Source organism: Planomonospora sp. ID82291, from assembly GCF_015711645.1.
Lineage (GTDB): Bacteria > Actinomycetota > Actinomycetes > Streptosporangiales > Streptosporangiaceae > Planomonospora.
The window spans coordinates 887,316-908,371 of the sequence record NZ_JABTEX010000002.1 but is presented as its reverse complement, the minus strand read 5'-3'; the positions used below and the strand labels follow the sequence as shown (position 1 = coordinate 908,371).

General features: G+C 73.5%; 14 protein-coding genes and 1 pseudogene. 14 read left to right on the top strand and 1 reads right to left on the bottom strand.

Annotation, left to right across the window (positions count from 1 at the left end; genetic code table 11):
* Positions 1-18 precede the first annotated feature (18 nt).
* The 13 genes and pseudogenes from HS045_RS15045 (at position 19) to HS045_RS14985 (ending at position 18,131) form a co-directional block, all read left to right on the top strand.
* Positions 19-1,488 carry a hypothetical protein gene (locus HS045_RS15045; protein ID WP_196451976.1) on the top strand — a complete coding sequence of 490 codons (1,470 nt, stop codon included), beginning with the start codon at positions 19-21 and terminating at the stop codon, positions 1,486-1,488.
* A gap of 171 nt (positions 1,489-1,659) precedes the next feature.
* Positions 1,660-2,115: a helix-turn-helix domain-containing protein gene (locus tag HS045_RS15040; protein WP_196451975.1), complete on the top strand. Its 456-nt coding sequence runs from the start codon at positions 1,660-1,662 to the stop codon at positions 2,113-2,115.
* Between the two features lie 320 nt (positions 2,116-2,435).
* Entirely contained in the window at positions 2,436-2,897 is a 462-nt protein-coding gene (locus HS045_RS15035; RefSeq protein WP_196451974.1) for a helix-turn-helix domain-containing protein, read from the top strand.
* Between the two features lie 12 nt (positions 2,898-2,909).
* The gene (locus HS045_RS15030) at positions 2,910-3,464 is read left to right on the top strand and encodes a PIN domain-containing protein (protein WP_196451973.1); all 555 of its coding nucleotides are present in this window, start codon (positions 2,910-2,912) and stop codon (positions 3,462-3,464) included.
* 443 nt (positions 3,465-3,907) lie between these two features.
* Positions 3,908-4,123 (top strand): annotated as a pseudogene (locus tag HS045_RS15025) (transposase); the annotation flags it as partial.
* A 537-nt stretch (positions 4,124-4,660) separates the two neighbouring features.
* The gene (locus HS045_RS15020; protein ID WP_196451972.1) at positions 4,661-5,461 is read left to right on the top strand and encodes a 2,3-dihydro-2,3-dihydroxybenzoate dehydrogenase; all 801 of its coding nucleotides are present in this window, start codon (positions 4,661-4,663) and stop codon (positions 5,459-5,461) included.
* A gap of 107 nt (positions 5,462-5,568) precedes the next feature.
* Positions 5,569-6,792, top strand: coding sequence for an isochorismate synthase (locus HS045_RS15015; protein ID WP_196451971.1), 1,224 nt, complete (start codon positions 5,569-5,571; stop codon positions 6,790-6,792).
* Positions 6,779-8,320, top strand: a complete 1,542-nt coding sequence (locus HS045_RS15010; RefSeq protein ID WP_196451970.1) for a (2,3-dihydroxybenzoyl)adenylate synthase — start codon at positions 6,779-6,781, stop codon at positions 8,318-8,320. The genes HS045_RS15015 and HS045_RS15010 overlap by 14 nt, the downstream gene beginning before the upstream one ends.
* 6 nt (positions 8,321-8,326) lie before the next feature.
* Positions 8,327-8,974 (top strand): isochorismatase family protein, encoded by a 648-nt coding sequence (locus HS045_RS15005; RefSeq protein WP_196451969.1) that lies wholly within the window; start codon positions 8,327-8,329, stop codon positions 8,972-8,974.
* Positions 8,967-9,185: a phosphopantetheine-binding protein gene (locus tag HS045_RS15000; protein ID WP_068897513.1), complete on the top strand. Its 219-nt coding sequence runs from the start codon at positions 8,967-8,969 to the stop codon at positions 9,183-9,185. Before HS045_RS15005 ends, HS045_RS15000 begins: the two co-directional genes overlap by 8 nt.
* A complete protein-coding gene (locus HS045_RS14995; protein WP_196451968.1) occupies positions 9,182-16,558 on the top strand; it encodes a non-ribosomal peptide synthetase in 7,377 nt (2,458 codons plus the stop codon). The genes HS045_RS15000 and HS045_RS14995 overlap by 4 nt, the downstream gene beginning before the upstream one ends.
* A complete protein-coding gene (locus HS045_RS14990) occupies positions 16,555-16,749 on the top strand; it encodes an MbtH family protein (RefSeq protein WP_196451967.1) in 195 nt (64 codons plus the stop codon). Before HS045_RS14995 ends, HS045_RS14990 begins: the two co-directional genes overlap by 4 nt.
* Positions 16,746-18,131 (top strand): DHA2 family efflux MFS transporter permease subunit, encoded by a 1,386-nt coding sequence (locus HS045_RS14985; RefSeq protein WP_196451966.1) that lies wholly within the window; start codon positions 16,746-16,748, stop codon positions 18,129-18,131. The genes HS045_RS14990 and HS045_RS14985 overlap by 4 nt, the downstream gene beginning before the upstream one ends.
* 70 nt (positions 18,132-18,201) lie before the next feature.
* Here HS045_RS14985 and HS045_RS14980 read toward each other — a convergent pair whose 3' ends face one another.
* Complete coding sequence (locus HS045_RS14980; RefSeq protein WP_307827531.1) at positions 18,202-19,176, bottom strand: hypothetical protein; 975 nt, start codon at positions 19,174-19,176, stop codon at positions 18,202-18,204.
* Between the two features lie 290 nt (positions 19,177-19,466).
* Here HS045_RS14980 and HS045_RS14975 point away from each other — a divergent pair, with 290 nt between their 5' ends.
* Positions 19,467-20,942, top strand: a complete 1,476-nt coding sequence (locus HS045_RS14975; protein ID WP_196451965.1) for a helix-turn-helix transcriptional regulator — start codon at positions 19,467-19,469, stop codon at positions 20,940-20,942.
* Positions 20,943-21,056: the final 114 nt, after the last annotated feature.

The following is a 21,056-nucleotide window of genomic DNA, read 5'->3' as shown; positions in this document are numbered from 1 at the left end:
TCCCCGCAGGAGGTTCCCGTGAGTTCCGGCAATCCCGAGCGCCCCACCGCACCGGCCACCGCACCGGCCGGGTCGGGGCCGACCGCACCCTCCCCGCTCCCGGCGCGGGGACCCCTGCGGTGGCTGCCGCCCGTGGCGGGCGTGACCGCGCTCGCCGTGGCCGCGGGCGGAGGCTCCTACCTGCTGGTGAGCCGGTTGAACGCCGCCGATCCCCCGGCCCCCGCCGCGTCCCCGGCGGTCCCCGTCTCCCAGGGACCCGCCGCTCCGCCGGACGTCTGCACCATGCTCGACCCGGTCGACGTCGGCCGCCTCGTCCCCCAGGCGAAGGTGAGCGACTCCACCGACGACCGCCGGGACTCCTCGCCGGCCTACGTGACCTGGGGCTGCTCCTGGCAGAACCTCGACTTCTCGCACGGCGAGTACCGCCGGAGCCGCCAGATCAGCGTCAAGGTCACCCGGCACGAGGGGCAGAAGACGGAGACCGCCGACACCATCGCCCGGCGGGACTACGGCTACGACCTGGAGGCGGCCCGGTTCGCCGAGAGCCACCCCCAGAAGGACTACTACCGCTCCCCCGTCCGCAAGGCGGAGGGCGTGGGCGACGAGGCGCACCTCCAGTACACCTGGGCCAAGGGGAAGACGAGGTACGCCTTCGGGGCGGGGTTCAGCCGGGTCGGCGACGTGACCGTCGAGGTGCAGTACCAGGCCGACCAGCAGCGCAAGGACGCCCCCCTCTTCTCCGCCGAGGGCAGGCAGTCCGTCACCGAGGAGAACGCGCTGCGCGAGGCCGGGCTCGTGCTCCGGCAGGTCTCCGAGGCCGTCGCGGCCTGGCGGCAGGGCCGGCCGTACGCCCGCTCGACGCCCGGGCCGACGTCCTCCCCGTCGCCGTCACCGACGCCGACGCCGACGCCGACGGCGATCGCCTTCCCCGGGGTCTGCGCCGAGGTGACGCCGGTCGCGGAGCCGCTGGTCCCCGGCGCGGCGCTCAAGTCGGAGCGCGCGCAGAGCGGCGACCGGACGACCGTCACCTGCCGCTGGAACAACCGGGAGATCCCGGCCGGGGACAAGCACCGCCTGCGCAGCGTCTTCGTCACCTTCACCGCCTTCGTCGACCGCGTCGGGAAACCCGATCCCTGGGCGGCCGAGCAGTACTACATCGACCGGCGGGCCGACGCGAAGGAGTGGGAGGGCAGCGGCTTCCAGGAGTCGTTCTGGTACGAGGTGACCGAGCCCGAGGACTGGGGCGAGCGGGCGTTCCACCAGTACCGCAAGAACCGGACCCCGAGCGCGCACGTCGGGGTCGCCGAGGCCGTCGTGCTCTCCGGCCCGGCCGTGGTCGAGGTCTCCTTCGGCGGCTCCGACCGCCCGAAGGGCGCCGAGATCAACGATCCGAAGTCCGTCCTCATGCCGCAGAAGGAGGTGATCGCGAGCCTCGTCCCGGTCACCGAGGCGGTTCTCGAGTCCTTCCAGCGGAACGGGGTCCGCTAGCGATGCCCGGCCCGGACCCGGCGCCCCCGCCGTGGGAATCGGCGGGCGACGCGCCCTGGCCCGGCGGTCCCGGGGGCGGCGCGGCCCTGCCGGGGAGCGCGACACCATGCTTGCACTTTTTGCACTCGGCCTGCGATCCTGGCGAGGAGCCCCGGGAAGGAGAAGCGCGGCATGACAGTCACAGCTGATGCCCTGATGCCCGACCCGGAGGAGTCCGGTGCCCTTGAGAAAGTGAAACGCACATTGCACCGGCAGGGAAACCCGCGGCTCCGGCTCGTCCGAGGAGACGCCGAAACCGAGCTCCCTCCTTCTCTCGCCTCGGCTCTGATCCGGATCGCAGAGTTGATGTCCGCGGGCCGTGGCGTGGCCATCGTGCCCATGGACCGGGAGCTGACCACCAGAGAGGCCGCAGACCTGCTCGGTGTCTCGCGGCCGACGCTGATCAAGCTCCTCGACGACGGCGAGATCGGCTTCACCCGCCCGAACGACAGCCGGCGCATTCCCCTGCACGAGGTGCTCGACTACAAGGAACGACGCAGTCGCCGGCGCAAGGCCCTGCTGGACGAGATGACCGCCGACGCCGTTGACACGGGCCTCTACGGCATGCCGTCTTCGGACGCCGGGTGACGAAACGGTTCAGCGCCTCTTTTGTCGCCCGCTTCGAACATGATCAGAGTCAGCAGGTGGAATCCGAAGGCTGATGCCATCGGTGCGCTTCACCGACCGAGTGCCCCGGCCGGGAGCCGGGGAGGTCGGCGTCCTCCGTGAGCTGGAACCAGACCACGCGCCCGGCCGCTATGCCGTACGGCATTGGCGACCAGCACGGAGCTTCGCGCCCCTGACCTTCTCCCCCGGGGCCGTCCGCATGAAGGCTTCCCGAGATCCCCCGCTTGCGAATTTTTCGTTTTCTGGTCATGCTGAGGAGAGAGGCGAGACAGGGAGGTCACATGACGGTGCTGGCCGATCGGACGGTGCTGCCACCGAGCGATCCGCTCGATCAGGGGCGGGTCGCGATGCTCGCGGCACTGGTCGAGCACTCTGCGGAGGATGCGGTGCTGGTAGGCCCCGGCGGTGAGCAGGTCCAGCTTCCGCACCAGGTCTACGAAGTGCTGGTCCAGGTTGTGGAGGCCATGGCGGCAGGCCGCGCCATCACGATCGTGCCGTCCGCACAGCGACTGACCACCCAGGAGGCCGCCGATCTGCTCGGGATCAGCCGGCCGACCTTGGTCAGACTGCTGGAGGAGGGCGAGATACCTTTCGAGCAACCGGGCAGGCATCGCCGGATACGCCTGGAAGACGTGCTCGACTACCAGCGGCGCCGCCGCAGCGAACGCCGGGAACTCCTGAACGAGATGATCCGCCGGACAGAGGACCTCGGCCTGTACGAGGATGAGGACCTCCCCACCTGAAGGATCCTCCCCGTGCTCGTCGTAGTCCTTGACAGCTCAGTCCTTTTCCCCAACACGCTGCGCGACGTCCTGCTCACTCTCGCGGAGAACGAGCTGTACCGGCCCGTCTGGTCGTCGGCGATCCTGGAGGAGGTCCGCCGCAACGTCCTCGCCAAGCGGCGGGTCGCCCCCGCCGCTTTCGACCGCACCCTACGGCTCATGTCCATGGCATTCGAGGGGGCCGAGGTAGAAGGATGGGAGGAGTACGTCGACGCCCTGACGCTTCCCGATCCGGATGACCGGCACGTTCTGGCAGCAGCGCTGGCGAGTTCAGCCCAGGTGATCGTCACCGCCAATCTGGACGACTTCCCCGACAAGACCGTAAATTTCTACGATGTTCAGGCGATCCATCCCGACACCTTCCTCATGGACCTCCTTGACGCCTTTCCCGGCCTGGTCGTGAACATCCTCCGCGAACGTGCGACCGCCTATCGCCGACCGCCGACGGATCTCGGGGGACTGCTCACCCGGCTGGATCGGGCCGGAGTGAGCGGCTTCACCGAAGAGGTACGACGACTGGTCTTCTAAAGCAGATCAACGTCGATTGACATGGCCCGCGACTACGAGACCCTGCCGGCCAGCTCTAAAGTCATGATCCACATCACGATGATCGATCTCATGAGCTGCCACCTAATTGGCGAAACCATTCCGATCTGGCGCAGTGCCTGAAACCGAATCAGGCAGAACTTCCAGGATCAAACACTCATTTATTCGCCTTCAAGGCCGCGACAGCTTGAGCATGTGCTCCGATCATGAACCCGACCCCAACGATCGCTAACCCGATGCCTCCCTCGCGAGGGACGCCGGTAGAGAAGAAGCTGACCAAACCCCCTAGAAACAGGGTTGTGGCGCCAAAGGCAAGAAAGACTGCTCGGAGAATCATGCTGGACGACCCTAGGGCGCGTATCGGGTTGTGATCAATTGCGGGGATTCGTCCTCATGCCGAGGCCTGATCCGGTAGACCGTCGGACGTGACACGCGCGCAACTGACGGACGAGGAGTGGGAGTTCATCGAGCCGTACCTGCCGATCGGCAGGTACGGCCCGTACCCCGAGCGGCTGCGACAGCAGTTCGAGGGCGTGATCTGGCGGTTTCGGACGGGTGGGCAGTGGCGGGAGATGCCGAAGGAGTTCGGTGCCTGGCCGACCGTCCACAACCGCTTCCGGCAGTGGAGGGACGCGGGCGTCTTGTTGATCAACAAGCTGAAGGCCTGGCGAGGCATCGCCACCCGCTATGACAAGACCCCTGCGAGCTACCTCGCCGGCCTCCACCTTCGCGCCGCGATGATCTAGGTCAAAGACCTCGCCCGGACCACCTCTTGATCACAACCAAATACACGCCCTAGGCGGAGAACCCACCAAGACTCCATTCGTATAAAGAGGGGATAAAGGCGATCACGTATATCAAGATCGACCGATAATGATCTAGGCAGGGTGGTGGATTTACACCCACATCACGCATATCGGTCCACCGCAACCGACTGCACCACCCCACAGCGACGGCAGCGCGACGCTCCGGAGTTGCCACAGGGATCGGAGCGGGACAGCAGGACGAGAGCCTTACGACTCGCGCGCGACTCCGGACTCCGACGATGCGGTCAGGTCGACCCGATGCCGCCCGACCATCGCAGGATCCGACGCGACTTGACAGATCACCACGAAAGTATCAAATTAGGCAAGGCTTGCCTTAATAAGGCATGCCTAACCTAAGCGGAAGGTCGTGGAGTGGACGGGATCGGGAACCGGGTCGCCTTGGTGACCGGGGCGGCCGGCGGCATCGGCAGGGCCGTCTGCACCGCCCTGGCCGGGGCGGGAGCGCGGGTCGCCGCGGCCGACCTGGACGCCGTGCCCGCGGCGGGGGCCGCGGGCGGTCCGGACGCCGCCCCGGCGGAGGAGCTCAAGGGCGCGACGCCGTACCGGCTGGACGTGTGCGACCCGCGCGCGGTCGAGGAGACCGTCGCGGCCGTCGAGCGGGACCTGGGCCCGATCGACATCCTGGTCAACGTCGCGGGCGTGCTCCTGCCCGGCCAGGCCGCGGAGACCGACGACGAGCGGTGGCGGCGGACCTTCGCCGTCAACGCCGACGGCGTCTTCCACGCCTCCCGCGCGGTCGCCGCCCGGATGACCCCCCGGCGGCGCGGCGTGATCGTCACCGTCGGCTCCAACGCCGCCTCGGTGCCGCGGATCGGCATGGCCGCCTACGCCGCCTCCAAGGCCGCCGCCGCCATGTTCACCCGCTGCCTGGGCCTGGAGCTGGCCCGGCACGGCATCCGCTGCAACGTCGTCTCCCCCGGCTCGACCGACACCGCCATGCTGCGCGCGCTCGCCGGGGACCGGGAGCCCGAGGACGCGCGCAGCGCCGTGCTCGACGGCGACCCCGCCGCCTTCCGGGTCGGCATCCCGCTCGGCCGCGTCGCCGAGCCCGCGGACGTCGCCGACGCCGTCCTCTTCCTCGCCTCCGACCGGGCCCGGCACATCACCATGCACGACCTCCTCGTCGACGGCGGCGCGACCCTCCGCACGTGACCGGACAGCACCCCTCTCCGGCGACGGCGCGGCCTCCGCGCCCGACCGGACGGGACCCCCTCGCCGACGGCGGCGCGGCCTTCCGCGCCCGACCAGATTGGACCTCGATGCATTCGCTGACAACCGCCGCGGATCCGCTGGCGGGATACGCACCCGGCGCGTCGGTGCTCTTCTCCTCGCCGGGCGGCACGCTGCTCACCCGCGGCGTGCGCACCGTCGTCGGCGGTGGGCTCGGCTCCCTGCCCGAACGGGTGGCGGCCGTGCTCGGCGCGGACGGCGCGGCGAGCGGTACGGCGAACGGAACCGCGAACACAAGCGCGAACGGAAGCGCGAACGGGATCACCGCCGAGGTGACGGACGGGGCCGCGAGCGGGGTGGCGGCCGGGGCGATCGGGTTCGACGGCGCGGCGCACCTGATCGTCCCGGATGCCGCGACCTGGTCGGGTCCGCTGGCGCCGGTCGCGGCGGCCCCGCGCGGCGGCTGGCGGGTCCGGCCGGTCCCCGGTCCCGCCGACTACCGCAAGGCCGTACGGCGCGCGGTGGAGATCATGGAGAGCGCCGCGGACGACCCGGACGGCCTGCGCAAGGTGGTCCTGGCCCGGACCCTGGAACTCGACGGCGACGGCCCCCTCGACCTGCGCGACCTGCTGCGCCCCCTGGCCGGGCGGGACCTGTCCTTCGCCGCGCCGCTGCCCGGCGGACGCACCCTCATCGGCGCCAGCCCCGAGCTACTCGTCTCGCGCCGCGGCCGGGCCGTGCTCTCCAACCCCCTCGCCGGCTCCGCGGCCCGCAGCGCCGACCCCGCCGAGGACCGCCGCCGCGCCGAGGCCCTGACCGCCTCCGCCAAGGACCTGTACGAGCACCGCCTGGTGGTGGAGGCGGTCGCCGACGCGCTCCAGCCGTACTGCGCGCGCCTGGAGGTGCCGCAGTCCCCCGAGCTGACCTCCACCGAGACGATGTGGCACCTGTCCACGCGGGTCACCGGCGTGCTGCGCGACCCCGGCACCCCCGTCCTCGCGCTCGCCGCCGCCCTGCACCCCACCCCGGCCGTGTGCGGGACGCCGCGCGCCGAGGCCCGGCGGGTGATCGGGGAGCTGGAGCCGTTCGACCGCGGCGCCTACACCGGCCTGGTCGGCTGGACCGACGCGGCCGGCGACGGCGAGTGGGCGGTGACCATCCGCTGCGCCGAGGTGGCGGAGCGGACCCTGCGGCTCTTCGCCGGCGCCGGGATCGTCCCCGGCTCCGACCCCGAGCGGGAGCTCGCCGAGACCTCCGCCAAGTTCCGGACCATGCTGCGCGCCCTGGGAGTGAGCACCGATGCACTGGCCTGACGACACCGCCGCCCGCTACCGCGCCGCCGGATACTGGCGGGGTGAGACCTTCGGCGGCCTGCTGCGCGACCTGGCGGCCCGGTACGGCGACCGCCCCGCGCTGATCTCCCCCGGCTCCCCGGGCGCACCCGCCGCCCGGTGGACCTTCCGGGACCTGGACGAGCGGGCCGACCGGCTCGCCGCCGGGCTGCACGCCGCCGGGATCCGGCGCGGCGACCGGGTCGTCCTGCAGCTGCCGAACGTGCCCGAGTTCCACCAGGTCTGCTTCGCGCTCTTCCGGATCGGCGCCTGGCCGGTGTTCGCGCTGCCCGCGCACCGCTCCGCGGAGATCTCCTACTTCTGCGCGTTCACCGAGGCCGCCGCCTACGTCTGCCCGGACGAGGAGCACAAGGCGTACGCCCCCGGCACCCGCGCGTTCACCCTGGCCGACCTGGCCGGGCTGGAGGCGCCCTCGGGGACCGGCCCCCTCGACCTGCCCGACGCCGACCCCGGGGACGTGGCGTTCCTCCAGCTGTCCGGCGGCAGCACCGGCCTGCCCAAGCTGATCCCGCGGACCCACGACGACTACGTCTACAGCTTCCGGGCCAGCGCGGAGATCTGCGGGCTGACCCCCGACAGCGTCTACCTGTGCGCGCTGCCGGCCGCGCACAACTTCCCGATGAGCTCCCCGGGCGTCTTCGGCGCGCTCAGCGCCGGAGCGGCCAGCGTGCTGGCGCCCGACCCGAGCCCCGGCACCTGCTTCCCGCTCGTCGAGCGGGAGAGGGTCACCATCGCCGCGCTGGTCCCGCCGCTCGCGCTGGTCTGGATGGACGCCGCCGCGACCACCGCGCACGACCTGTCGAGCCTGGAGGTGCTCCAGGTCGGCGGGGCCAAGTTCAGCGAGGAGGCCGCCAAGCGGGTCGGGCCCGAACTGGGCTGCACCCTCCAGCAGGTCTTCGGCATGGCCGAGGGGCTGGTCAACTACACCCGGCTCGACGACCCCGAGGACGTGATCGTCTCCACCCAGGGCCGCCCCATCTCTCCGGACGACGAGATCCTCATCCTGGACGACGAGGGGAACGAGAGCGACCACGGCCACCTGCTGACCCGCGGGCCGTACACGATCCGCGGCTACTGGCGCGCCGACGAGCACAACAGGACGGCGTTCACCGAGGACGGCTTCTACCGGACCGGCGACATCGTCCGGCGCACCCCCGGCGGGTACCTCGTCGTCGAGGGCCGGGCCAAGGACCAGATCAACCGGGGCGGCGAGAAGATCGCCGCGGAGGAGGTCGAGAACCACCTCCTGGCCCACCCGGCGGTCCGCGACGCCAGCGTGGTCGCCGTCCCCGACCCCTACCTGGGCGAGCGCACCTGCGCCTACCTGATCTGCCGCGGCGAGGCGCCGAAGAAGGCCGAGCTCCGGGCCTTCCTGCGGGACCGCGGCATCGCCGCCTTCAAGATCCCCGACCGGTTCGAGTTCGTCGACGCCTTCCCGCAGACCGCGGTGGGCAAGGTCAGCAAGCGCCACCTCCGCGAAAGGACCTGACAGACCATGGCGATCCCCCCGATCCAGCCGTACCCGATGCCGGACACCCTGCCCGCCAACCGGGTCGCGTGGCGGCCCGACGCCCGCCGCGCCGTCCTGCTCGTCCACGACATGCAGAACCACTTCGTGCGCGCCTTCACCCCCGGGCGGTCGCCGCTGGTCGAGCTGATGTCCAACGTCCTGGCGCTGCGCGAGCACTGCGCGGCGCTGGGCGTGCCCGTCGTCTACTCGGCGCAGCCCGGCGGCCAGAGCGCCGAGCAGCGCGGCCTGCTCCTCGACTTCTGGGGCGACGGCATCGGCCCCGACCCGCACGACGCCCGGATCGTCGAGGAGCTGGCGCCGCGCGAGGGCGACGTGCTGCTCACCAAGTGGCGCTACAGCGCCTACCAGCGGACCGGCCTGGCCGAGCTGATGGACTCCCTCGGCCGCGACCAGCTCATCGTCTGCGGGATCTACGCGCACATCGGCGTGCTGATGACCGCCTGCGAGGCGTTCATGCGGGACGTGCAGCCGTTCGTGGTGGCCGACGCGGTCGCCGACTTCTCCGCCGAGCACCACCGGATGGCCCTCGACTACGCCGCCCAGCGCTGCGCCGTCACCGTCACCACCCGTCAGCTCAGCCGCGCCCTCACCCGGGAGGTGGCCGGTGTCTGAGACCGCCGTACGGCTCCGCGCCGAGATCGCCGAGCTGCTCTACGTGGACCCCGAGGAGCTGGAGTTCGACGAGAACCTCATGGACGCCGGGCTGGACTCCATCCGGGTGATGACCCTGATCGAGCGGTGGCGCCGCGAGGGCGTCGAGCTGACCTTCGCCGACCTGGCGGAGAAGCCCACCGTCGCGGCCTGGGCGGAGCTGCTGAGTTGAGCGCTTCCGCGTCGAACACCGCCGGACTGAACACCGCCGGGCCGGGCGCTCTCGGACCGGGCGCTCTCGGACCGGGCGCTCTCGGACCGGGCGCCGAGACCTTCCCGCTCACCGGGGCGCAGGCGGGCATCTGGTTCGCCCAGCGGCTGGACCCCGGCAACCCCGTCTACAACACCGCCGACCGGGTCGACGTCCACGGCGCGCTCGACCCGGCGCTGTTCGAGCGGGCGCTCCGGCGCGGCCTGGCCGAGGCCGAGCCGCTGCGCCTGCGCTTCACCGAGGAGCCCGCCCAGTACCTGCCGGAGTGCGACTCGCTGCGCGACTCCATCACCGTCCTCGACCTGCGCGGCGAGGACGACCCGGAGGCCGCCGCCGAGGCGTGGATGCGCGCCGACGTGCGCACCCCGGTGGACCCGGTGGACGGCGGCGCCGACGGCTCCCTGTCCCGCCACGCCCTGCTCCGCCTGGCCGACGACCGGTTCACCTGGTACCTGCGCGTGCACCACCTGCTGATCGACGCCTACGCGATGGCGATGCTCGTCGGCCGGGTCGCGGAGATCTACGGCGCGCTGGCCGACGGCCTGCCGAGCGGCCCGAGCCCGTTCGGCGGGCTGGCGCCCGTGCTGGAGGAGGAGGCCGCCTACCTCGGCTCCGAGCGCCACGCCAAGGACCGCGCCTACTGGCTCGGCCTGCTGGACGGCGCCCCCGAGCCCGCGGGCCTGGCGGGCGCGCCCGCGCTCTCGGCCCGCGAGGTCGTCCGGCACCGCGAGGAGCTGCCCGCCACCGGGCACTGGGAGGCGCTGGCCCGCGAGACCCGGACGACCTGGGCCGAGGTGACCGCCGCCGGGGTCGCCGTCTACCTCGGGCGGCTCACCGGGAGCACCGACGTCCTGGTCGGCCTGCCGCTGATGAACCGGTCCGGCGCCGCCCTGCGGGTGCCGTGCCTGACCGTCAACGTGCTCCCGCTCCGGCTCGACGTGCGCCCCGGCGTCCCGCTCGGCGACCTGGTCCGCCAGACGGCCCGGCGGATGGCCGAGGCCCGCCGCCACTCCCGCTACCGGATCGAGGAGCTCCGCCGCGACCTCGGCCTGTCCGGCTCCTCGCGCGCGCTGTTCGGCCCGCTGCTCAACATCAAGCCGTTCGCCTCCGACGTGAAGTTCGGTCCGTTCCCCGCCACCGTGCGCAACCTCGCCGCCGGACCCGTCGACGACCTGGCGGTGGCGCTCCTGCTCGACGGCGACCGCCTCACCCTCGAACTCGACGGGAACGCCGCCCTGTACACGGAGCGGGACCTCGCCGTCCACGCCCGGCGGCTGGCCCGGCTCCTGTCGGCCCTGGCCGACGTCCCGCCCGGCACCCCGGTCGGCCGCCTGCCGCTGCTCACCGCGGAGGACGAGGCGGCCCTGCCCGCCGCCGCGCTCCTGCCCGCCGCGTCCCCCGCCGGACCGTCCGGGTCCGCCGCGTCCTCCACCGGACCGTCCGGGTCCGTCCCGGGGTCCGCCGTCGGATCGTCCCCCGGGTCCCCCGGGTCTTCCGCCGGGTCCGCCGCGCCGCGCGGCGTCGTCGAGGTCTTCGACGAGCGGGTACGGCTGACGCCCGGCGAGCGGGCGCTCGTCTGCTCGGGCGAGGAGCTGACCTTCGGCGAACTGGGTGCGCGGGCCGACCGGCTGGCCCGGCGACTGGTCCGGGAAGGGGCCGGGCCCGAGCGGATCGTGGCGCTGGCGCTGCCGCGCTCGGCCGACCTGGTGGTGGCGCTGCTCGCCGTACTGAAGAGCGGCGCCGCGTTCCTCCCGGTCGACCCGTCCTACCCGGCCGACCGGCGGGAGTTCATGCTCGCCGACGCGCGGCCGTCGATCGTGGTCACCCCGGACTGGCTGGCCGCGTCCCCCGAGTCCTCCGAGCCCCCCGAGTCCCCGGAGACCCTGAGTCCCCCGGCCTTCCCGAACTCCCCGGCCTCCCCGGCCTCCCCGGAGACCCTGGGTTTCCCGGCCTCCCCGGAACCCGCGGAGCCCCCGTCCGGCGCCGGGCTCCCCCTCCCCCGGCCCGACGACGCCGCGTACGTGATCTACACGTCGGGGTCGACCGGACGGCCCAAGGGCGTGGTCGCGACCCACCGGGGCCTGGCGGCCCTGTTCGCCAGCCACCGCGAGCGGCTGTTCCCCTCCGGCGAGCGGCTCCGGGTGGCGCACACCGCGTCGTTCTCGTTCGACGCCTCCCTCGACCCCGTCCTGTGGATGGTCGGCGGACACGAGCTGCACCTGCTCGACGACGACACCTACCGGGACCCCGAGGCGCTGACCGCCCACGTCCGCGAGCACGCGATCGACTACCTCGACCTGACCCCGTCCCATCTGAAGGAGATGCCCGCGCTGCTGGCGGCGCCGCCGCGGATCGTCGTGGTCGGCGGCGAGGCCGTGCCCGAACCGCTCTGGCGGCGGCTGCGGGAGAGCGGGACGCTCGCGGTCGACCACTACGGTCCCACCGAGGCGACCGTCGACGCCTACACCCGGCTCGGCGACGGCACCGAGGGCCCCACCCTCGGCACCCGCGCCCACGTGCTCGACCACGCGCTGCAGCCGGCTCCCGCCGGGGTCGCGGGCGAGCTGTACCTGTCCGGAGACGGCCTGGCCCGCGGCTACCTCCGCCGCCCGGAGCTGACCGCCGAGCGGTTCGTGGCCGGGCCGGGCGGCTCGCGCCTGTACCGGACCGGCGACCGGGCCCGCTGGACCGCCGACGGGCGACTCGAACTGCTCGGCCGCACCGACGACCAGATCAAGGTGCGCGGCGTCCGGATCGAGCCCGGCGAGATCGAGGCCGTGCTGGAGGAGCACCCCGGGGTCTCCGCCGCCGCCGTGGCCGTCCGCGGCGGCAGGCTGGTCGCCTACGCGGTGCCCGCCGGAGAGCCCGCCGGAGAGCCCGCCGCCCCGGACGCACCGGTCCTCCCGGACGCCGCCGGATCGCCGGACGCCCCGGCCACCGACACCGCCCTGGACGCCGACGGGCTGCGCGCGTTCGCCGCCGCCCGGCTCCCGGCCGGGATGGTGCCCTCGGCCTTCGCCTGGCTGGACGCGCTGCCCCGCAGCCCCAGCGGGAAGCTGGACCGGGCGGCACTGCCCGACGTCGACGCCGCGACGCGGCGGAGCCGGGAGCCGGAGAACGCCTCCGAGCACGCCATGCGCGACCTCTTCCGCGAGGTCCTGGGCGTGCCCGGGGCCGGGGTGGAGGACGGCTTCTTCGAGCTCGGCGGCCATTCGCTGCTCGCCGCGCGGCTGGCCGTGCGGATCCGGGAGACCTTCGGCGTCCGGACGCCGATCGCGACGATCTTCGAGGCGCCCACCGCCGCCGAGCTCGTCACCCGGCTGCCCGCCGGCCACGCCGCCCGGCCGCCGCTGCGGCCCCGGCACCGGCCCGACCCGGTCCCGCTCTCGTCCGCGCAGGCCAGGCTCTGGTTCCTGTACCGGATCGAGGGGCCGAACCCGACCTACAACATCCCCATCGCGCTGAGCCTGCCCGGCCCGGTGGACCGTACCGCGCTGGAGGCCGCGCTCGGCGACCTGGTCGCCCGCCACGAGGTGCTGCGCACGGTCTTCCCCGAGCGCGACGGCGTGCCCTGCCAGCGGATCCTGGAGCCCGGCCCGGTGCCGCTGCCCGTCTGGCAGCCCGGCGAGCACCTGGCCGAGGCCGTCCGGACCGTCGCGCGCCGCGGGTTCGACCTGGCGGTCGAGCCCCCGTTCCGGGCCCACCTGCTCCGGGGCGGCGACGGCGGCCGAGGCGGCGACGGGGACGGCACGGAGCACGTGCTGGTGCTGGTCCTGCACCACATCGCCGGCGACGGCTGGTCGACGGAGCCGCTGGTCCGCGACCTGCTGGCCGCCTACGAGGCCCGCAAGGCGCGCACCGCGCCCGCCTTCGCGCCGCTGCCGGTGCAGTACGCCGACTACGCGCTCTGGCAGCGCGACCTGCCCGACACCGACCTGTCCTACTGGACCGGTGCCCTCGCGGGCCTGCCCGACCGGCTGGAGCTGCCCGCCGACCGGCCCCGCCCGGCCGTCTCCAGCGGCGCGGGCGGCACGGTCCCCGTCCGGTTCGGCCCCGGCCTGACCGCCGGGATCGAGGCGCTCGCCCGGGCGAACCGCGCGAGCGTCTTCATGGTGCTGCACGCCGCCCTCGCGGCCCTGCTCACCCGGCTCGGCGCCGGCACGGACATCCCGATCGGCACGCCGGTGGCGGGCCGGGGCGACAGCGCGCTGGACGACGCCGTCGGCTTCTTCGTCAACACGCTCGTGCTGCGCACCGACACCTCCGGCGACCCGACCTTCACCGAACTGCTCCGGCGGGTGAAGGAGGCCGACCTGGCCGCCTTCGACCACGCCGAGACGCCGTTCGACCGGCTGGTCGAGGTCCTCAACCCGCCCCGGGCCCGCAACCGGCACCCGCTGTTCCAGGTGATGCTGGTGCACCAGGACGCCCCGGCCCCGGGTGTGGAGGTGGTGCACACCGGCACCGCCAAGTTCGACCTGACCCTCAACCTCGACCGGTCCGGCTCCGGCTTCCTGGAGTACAGCGCCGACCTGTTCGACGCCGGAACGGCCCGTTCCGTCGCCGACCGGCTGGTGCGCCTGCTGGAGGCGGCCGTCGCCGACCCGGAGCGGCCCGTCAGCGGGCTCGGCATCCTCAGCGGGGCCGAGCGGCGGGCGGTGATCGAGGACTGGAACGGCGACCGGGTCAGCGAACCGGGCGCCACCCTGCCCGAGCTGTTCGAGGCGCAGGCCCGCCGCACCCCGGACGCCGTGGCCGTCACCGCCGCCGGGACGGAGCTCACCTACGCCGAGCTGAACGCGCGGGCCAACCGGCTGGCGCACAAGCTCGCCGCGCACGGCGCGGGGCCGGAGCGCATCGTCGCGCTCGCGCTGCCCCGGTCGGCGGACCTGGTCGTCGCGCTGCTCGCGGTCGTGAAGACCGGGGCCGCCTACCTGCCGCTGGACCCGACCTACCCGGTCGACCGGCTCGACTACATGATCTCCGACGCCGCACCGGTCTGCGTGGTCGACCCCGGCTGGCTGGAGGACCTGGACGACTGGCTCGACCACGACCCCGAGCGGTCCCTGTCGCCGGGCGGCGCCGCGTACGTGATCTACACCTCCGGCTCGACCGGCCGGCCCAAGGGCGTGCTCGTCACCCACCACAACGTGGTCCGGCTGATGTCGGCCACCGACCACTGGTTCGGCTTCGGCCCCGACGACGTGTGGACGCTCTTCCACTCCTACGCCTTCGACTTCTCGGTGTGGGAGCTGTGGGGCGCGCTGCTGTACGGCGGGCGCCTGGTCGTGGTCCCCTACGAGGTGAGCCGGTCCCCCGAGGACTTCCTCGCCCTGCTGGAGCGCGAGCGGGTCACCGTGCTCAACCAGACCCCGTCGGCGTTCTACCAGCTCGTCGCGGCCGACGACGGGCGCGAGCTGGCGCTGCGGTACGTGGTGTTCGGCGGGGAGGCGCTGGAACTGGCCCGGCTGTCCGACTGGTACGCCCGCAGACCCGGCCCGTCCGGCCCGCGGGACGAGCCGGGCCCGGCCGGCGGCGGCCCGCTCCTGGTCAACATGTACGGCATCACCGAGACGACCGTGCACGTCACGCACATGCCGCTCTCCCCGGACCACCGGGAGGGCAGCCTCATCGGCCGGGGCATCCCCGACCTGCGGGTCTACCTGCTGGACGACCGGCTGCAGCCGGTGCCGCCGGGCGTGGTGGGCGAGATGTACGTGGCCGGCGACGGCCTGGCCCGCGGCTACCTCGGCCGACCGGGGCTGACCGCCGAACGGTTCGTCGCCGACCCGTACGGCGCGCCCGGCTCGCGCATGTACCGCTCGGGCGACCTGGCCCGCTGGAAGCCGGACGGCACCCTCGACTACGTCGGCCGCGCCGACCAGCAGGTCAAGGTGCGCGGTTTCCGGATCGAGCTCGGTGAGATCGAGGCGGCGCTGCTGCGCCACCCCGCGGTCGGACAGGCCGCGGTGATCGTCCGCGAGGACCGGCCGGGCGATCGCCGCCTGGTCGCCTACGCCGTACCGGACACAGCGCACGGCACAGCACCCGGCACAGAACCCGGCACACCGCACGGCACAGAACCCGGCACACCGCACGACACAGCGCACGACACAGCCCACGGCACCGAACCCGACACAGCGCACGACACAGCCCACGGCACGGTGCTCGACACCGCCGAGCTGCGCAGGTTCGCGGCGCAGGCGCTGCCGGACTACATGGTGCCCTCGGCGGTCGTGGAGATCCCCGCGCTCCCGCTCACCGTCAACGGCAAGCTCGACCGCCGGGCGCTGCCCGCGCCCGCCGCGCCCGCCGCCGGGGGACGGCCTCCGGCCACGCCCCTGGAGGAGACGCTCTGCGGGCTCTTCGCCGAGGTGCTCGACCTGCCCCGGGCGGGCGCCGACGACGGCTTCTTCGAGCTGGGCGGGCACTCGCTGCTCGCCGTACGGCTGGTCTCCCGGATCCGGGAGGTCCTCGGCACCGAGGTGACCATCGGCGCGCTCTTCGAGGCGCCCACCCCGGCCGGGCTCGCCGCCCTCGTCCAGGGCGGAGGGGACGGCGGCGTCGACCCGCTGGCGGTGCTGCTGCCGCTGCGCGAGACGGGCTCGGCCCCGCCGCTGTTCTGCGTCCATCCGGCGGGCGGGCTGAGCTGGTGCTACAGCGGTCTGATCCGGCACCTGCCGGACCGGCCGATCTACGGCCTGCAGGCCCGCCGGGACCCGCTGCCCGGTTCGCTGCGGGACCTCGCGGCCGACTACGTGGCGCAGATCCGCACGGTCCAGCCGGAGGGGCCCTACCACCTGCTGGGCTGGTCCACCGGCGGCATCATCGCCCAGGAGATGGCCGTGCAGCTCCGGCTGGCCGGCCACGGCGTCGCGCCGCTGGCGATCCTGGACGCCTACCCGGCCGAGGGCATGCGGGACCTGCCGCCCTCCGACGAGGCCGAGGCGCTGGAGGCGCTGCTCACCATGGGCGGCTTCGCGCCGGACGCCGCGTCCACCCTGGAGGGCGCGATCGCGGTGCTGCGCCGGGAGGGCAGTCCGCTGGCGGGCCTGCCGGTGGAGACGCTCCGCTCGCTGCGGGACCTCTACCTGAACACCAACCGCCTGGTGCGGGGGCTCGACACCCGGGTGTTCGACGGCGACGTGCTGTTCTTCCGCGCCACCGTCGACACCATCGACGACACCCTCACCCCGAACACCTGGCGGCCCCACGTCAGCGGCATGATCGACGCCCACGACGTGGCCTGCAGCCACAAGGACATGACCCGGCCGGGACCGATCGCCGAGATCGGCGCGATCGTCGCGGCCCGACTCCGGGAGCGGAACCGATGAACCCCTTCGACGACCCCGACGGCGAGTTCCTCGTCCTGGCCAACGGCGAGGAGCAGCACTCCATCTGGCCGTCCTTCGCCGCCGTCCCCGACGGCTGGGCGGTCCGCTTCGGCCCCGAGGCGCGCGCCGCCTGCCTGGCCTACGTCGCCGCGCACTGGACCGACCTGCGTCCCCGGAGCCTGACCCGGTGAGTGGATCGTCCACCCCGGCGCGGGACCGTCCGGCGGAGGCGGGCCGGGCCGCGCGCGGGGCCGTACTGACCGTCTACGTGACGGCCATGTGCATGAACGGCCTGGACGCGACGATCGTCAACCCGGCGCTGTTCTCCATCGCCGCCGACCTCGGCGTGGGCCCGGCCGCCGCGAACCTGGTGGAGGGCTCCTTCCTGGCCAGCCTGGCGGTGTCCATGCCGGTCGCCGGGTGGCTGTGCGACCGGTACGGCGCGGCGCGGGTGTTCCTCGCCGCGCTGGCGCTGTTCACCGCGGCGTCGGCGCTGTGCGGGCTGGCCTGGAACCTGGACTCCCTGGTGGGCTTCCGGGTGCTGCAGGGCGTCGGCGGCGGGGTGCTGACCCCGGCCGGCATGACGATGCTGTTCACCGCCTACGCCCCCGAGGAGCGGATGCGGCTGTCGCGGTACATCGTCGTGCCGACGGCGCTGGCCCCCGCGCTGGGCCCGGTCCTCGGCGGGCTGCTGGCCGACCACCTCTCCTGGCGGTGGGCGTTCCATCTCAACGTGCCCTTCGGCGTCGCCGCGGTGCTCCTCGGACTCGCGGCCGTCCGTGTCCCCTCCCCCGGAGCGGGGGCGGCGGGCCGGTTCGACCTGCGCGGCCTGCTGCTGGCCGCCTCCGGCTTCGGCCTGCTGATGTACGGGCTGGGCGAGGCCGCCGCGGGCGGCTGGGCATCCCCGTGGGTGATCGCGGCGCTGGCGGCCGGGGCGGTGCTCACCGCCCTGCTGGTCCCGGCCGAGCGGACGGCCGCCTCTCCGCTGCTGGACCTGCGGCCGCTCGCCGACCGCGGCTTCCTGCGCGGCGCCGCGGCGGCGTCCCTGGCGGCGGCGGGCCTGATGGGCATGCTCTTCGTCTTCCCGCTGATGTACCAGGACGCGCTGGGCGCCTCGGCCTCGGAGGCCGGGCTGGTGGTCTTCCCCGAGGCGCTGGGACTGATGGCCGCCGGGTTCGCCGTCGACCGGGTCTGCGCCCGGTGGGGCGAACGGCGGGTGACGGCGCTCGGCCTGCTCGGCGGTGCGGCGCTGTTCACGGTGCTCGCCCTGGCCGCCCCCGGCCCCTGGGCCCTGAGAGCGATCATGTTCTCGGTGGGCCTGGTGCTCGGGCACGCGGTGACGGCGGTCCAGATCTCGGCGTTCGACGGCGTCGGCCCGGAGGTGATGGGCCGGGCCATGACCCTGTTCCAGTCGCTGCGCATGCTCGGCGGCGCGCTGGGCGTGGGCGTCTGCGCCCTCGCGGTCGCCGCCGGCTACCCGGCCGCGCTGCTGGTCTCCGCCGCCTTCCTCGCGGCGGCGTTCCTGGCCGCGGTGCTCCTGACACCGGCGGCGGTCGTGGCCCGAGCCGGATGACCGGTCCGTCTCCGCCCCCGGCCACGCCGAAGGCGGAGACGGCTCACCGGAGCCATGTGACGGATGCCCGTCAGCGGTCCGCTTCGTCCGTCTCGCCGAACAGGTCGTGCACGGTCGGGACGGTCACCGCGCGGGTCGCCCAGGATTCCAGCCGACCGAGGTCGGCGCAGGAGGCGATCCGGGCGCGGACGTCGTCCGGCACTTCCAGACCGCGGGCGGCCAGCACCAGCAGCACCAGCCGGGCCGCCTCCTCCGCCTTGCCCTCCGCCTTGCCCTCCGCCTTGCCCTCCGCCTTACCCTCCGCCTTGCCCTCCGCCTTGCCCTCCGCTTTCCCTTCCGCTCTGCCCTTGGCCTTCCCTTCCTCCAGGCCGCGGCTGTAGTGCTCACGGGCGAAGGGGCTGTAGACCGGCCAGGTGGTGGACGTCATGATCTCCTCCAGGAGGCGCCGCACCTCGGGTGCGGACATGCTGTATGCGTGTTCATAGTACTTCGGAGCGTGATCGTCGGGCAGTTCCGCGAGCGCCGCGGCGAACGCCTCGACGACCTTGCGCTGGCGGCCGTGCACCATGACCGCCATCGCCGCCAGCTCCGGCCGGGCCGCGGCCTGCTGCGGGTCGGTGATGGCGGGGATGCCGTCCGGCCCCAGCACGCAGGCCTGCAGCCGGTAACCGGACAGGCCCGAATCGATCGGCCGGGCGTAGTACTCGGCGGTCCTGGCGTCGGGGCAGACCACCAGGACCGTGACGTCGCAGCCCAGCAGCAGCCAGAGCGCGGCGGCGTAGCGGGCGAGCTGCCGGGGATTCTTGGATTTGTCCTGCTGGATCTCGACGATGATCGCGTGCGCCGGAGCGGCCGGCGGCCCCAGGGCGAGGACCAGGTCGGCCTCGATGTCGTCGGAGGGCCGGGTGTTGAACGTCGTGTTCTCCAGCCGGACCAGCGGGGTGACGGGCAGGTCCTGCCCCAGCAGGTCGCGCAGGATCTCCACGGCCAGCTCGGGGCGGTCGCGGAAGAGGTTGATCAGAGAGTCATGTCGGGGAGATGGCACGTCGCTTATTGTCACACATGAATCACATTGAGTAATCACATCGGTGATGGACCGACGATCCGCTGCCGAACCGCGGACTTCCCAGAACTTCCCACAGAACCAGATCATTCACTGGACACCGGACATGAGCCAGGAGCTTGAGGGGATCACATTCCCTCAAAGCCGGATGGCCGGTCTGCGCGGAAGGCTTATATCAGTGGCGGACGGCGGGTGTTACGATCCCGGCACCTCGGTGACCGAGTGGTGACATATCGCGCCACGCGGTGTGCTCCGTGCGCGCGGGAGGTCTGGTGGACGTCGTCGACACTCGGGCGGACGCACCCGGAGCGCTGACGCCTTGGGCCGAGTTCGGCCGTCAGCTCCGCCGTTGGCGGCAGCGGGCCGGTCTCACCCAGGCACAGGTCGGTACCAGGGTCGGTTACGATCACAGCGCCATCAGCAAGCTGGAGGGCGGCAGGCGCGAGCCGTCGCCGCAGTTGGCCCGCCGCCTCGACGAGGTCCTCGGAGCCGGCGGGGAGCTGCTGGCGGTCTATACGGCATCCCGGCACGAGGAGACGGAAGGTGCGCCCGGGGCCATCGGCAGAAGCGGACTCGGCCCACCGCCCGGGGCCGCCGGAAGCAGATTCGGCCCACTGCCCGGCGACGGCGGGGACGGCGCGGGCAGCGGAGACGGCAGGGACGCCGGAGCCGCCGGCCTGGTCTTCCCGGACGTGTTCGGCTGGCCGTGCCGCCTGCCCGGCCGCGGCTTCGAGTGCCCCCTCCACGACGACGCGGGCTGTACGGTTCCCGCGCCGGTGGACGCGCTCCCGGCGTATCTCGCGTTCTGCGCCTCCGATCTCCCGGCGGATACCGGTTCCGACACCGTCCACGTGCTCTCCGGGCTCCTGGTGGCCTGCTGGCGCGCCGGCACCGAGCGGACGTCGCCGGAGACGATCACGGTGGTCGAACAGGCGCTCCACGCGATCGCGCGACGCGTGGAGGGGCTCGCGGGGCCGGCCCGGCGGGTGCTCTGGCGGCTCGCCACCGGTTACGCGCAGCTCGCCGGCGAGCTGCGGATGCAGCGCGGCCAGAACGGGATGGCGATGGCCTGGCTCCACAAAGGGCTGGGCTGGGCCGCCGCATCCGACGACATCGGGGCGTGCGCCACCATCCTCTACGACATGAGCACGGTCGCCCGCCTGGAGAACGACGCTCCCTCGGCCCTGGCATACGCACGCGCGATCAGAACCGCCGATCCCGGCCTGCGCTGGACGGCCGTCGCGGCCGATCTCTGCGAGGCGCGGGCGCACGCCCTCGGCGGTGACGCGCTGGAGTCCCGGCGGCACCTGGTGCGGGCCCGGACGGGCCTGTCCCGCCTGGGGGAACGCGATCTGACCGAGGCACCGTGGCTGTGCGGGGCCTCCGGAGAGGTCCATCTGGAGTCGGGGACGGGTGGTGCCCTGCGCGACATCGCCGCCCTGACGGCGGACCGGTCGGTGGCCTGCCTGGCGGCCGAGGCGATGGAGCGGTCGCTGGGCGGTCTCGCGGAGCGGATGCGTCCCGCCCGGCTGCTGCTCACGCTGCGGCTGGCCGACTGCCACGCGTGCGCCGGGGATCCGGAAGCGGCGCTGGCCGTCGCCGCCCCGGTGCTGGCGGAGGCGGTCTCCGTACCGAGTGCGCTGATCGGCAGGGAACTGCGCGGGCTGCGCGGCAGGCTGGCGGCCCGCTGGAGCGGCCGGCCGGATGTGCGCGATTTCACCGACCGGTTCGGCCGCGACCTCCCCTGACCGCGAGCGGACCGCCCGGTCCCCCACCGGGCGCCTTCCGGCGGAGCCAGGCCCCTCCGCCCGCCCGCCGCCCTCCGCCCAGCGACCCATCGGCCCATGGGCGCTCCCGCCCAC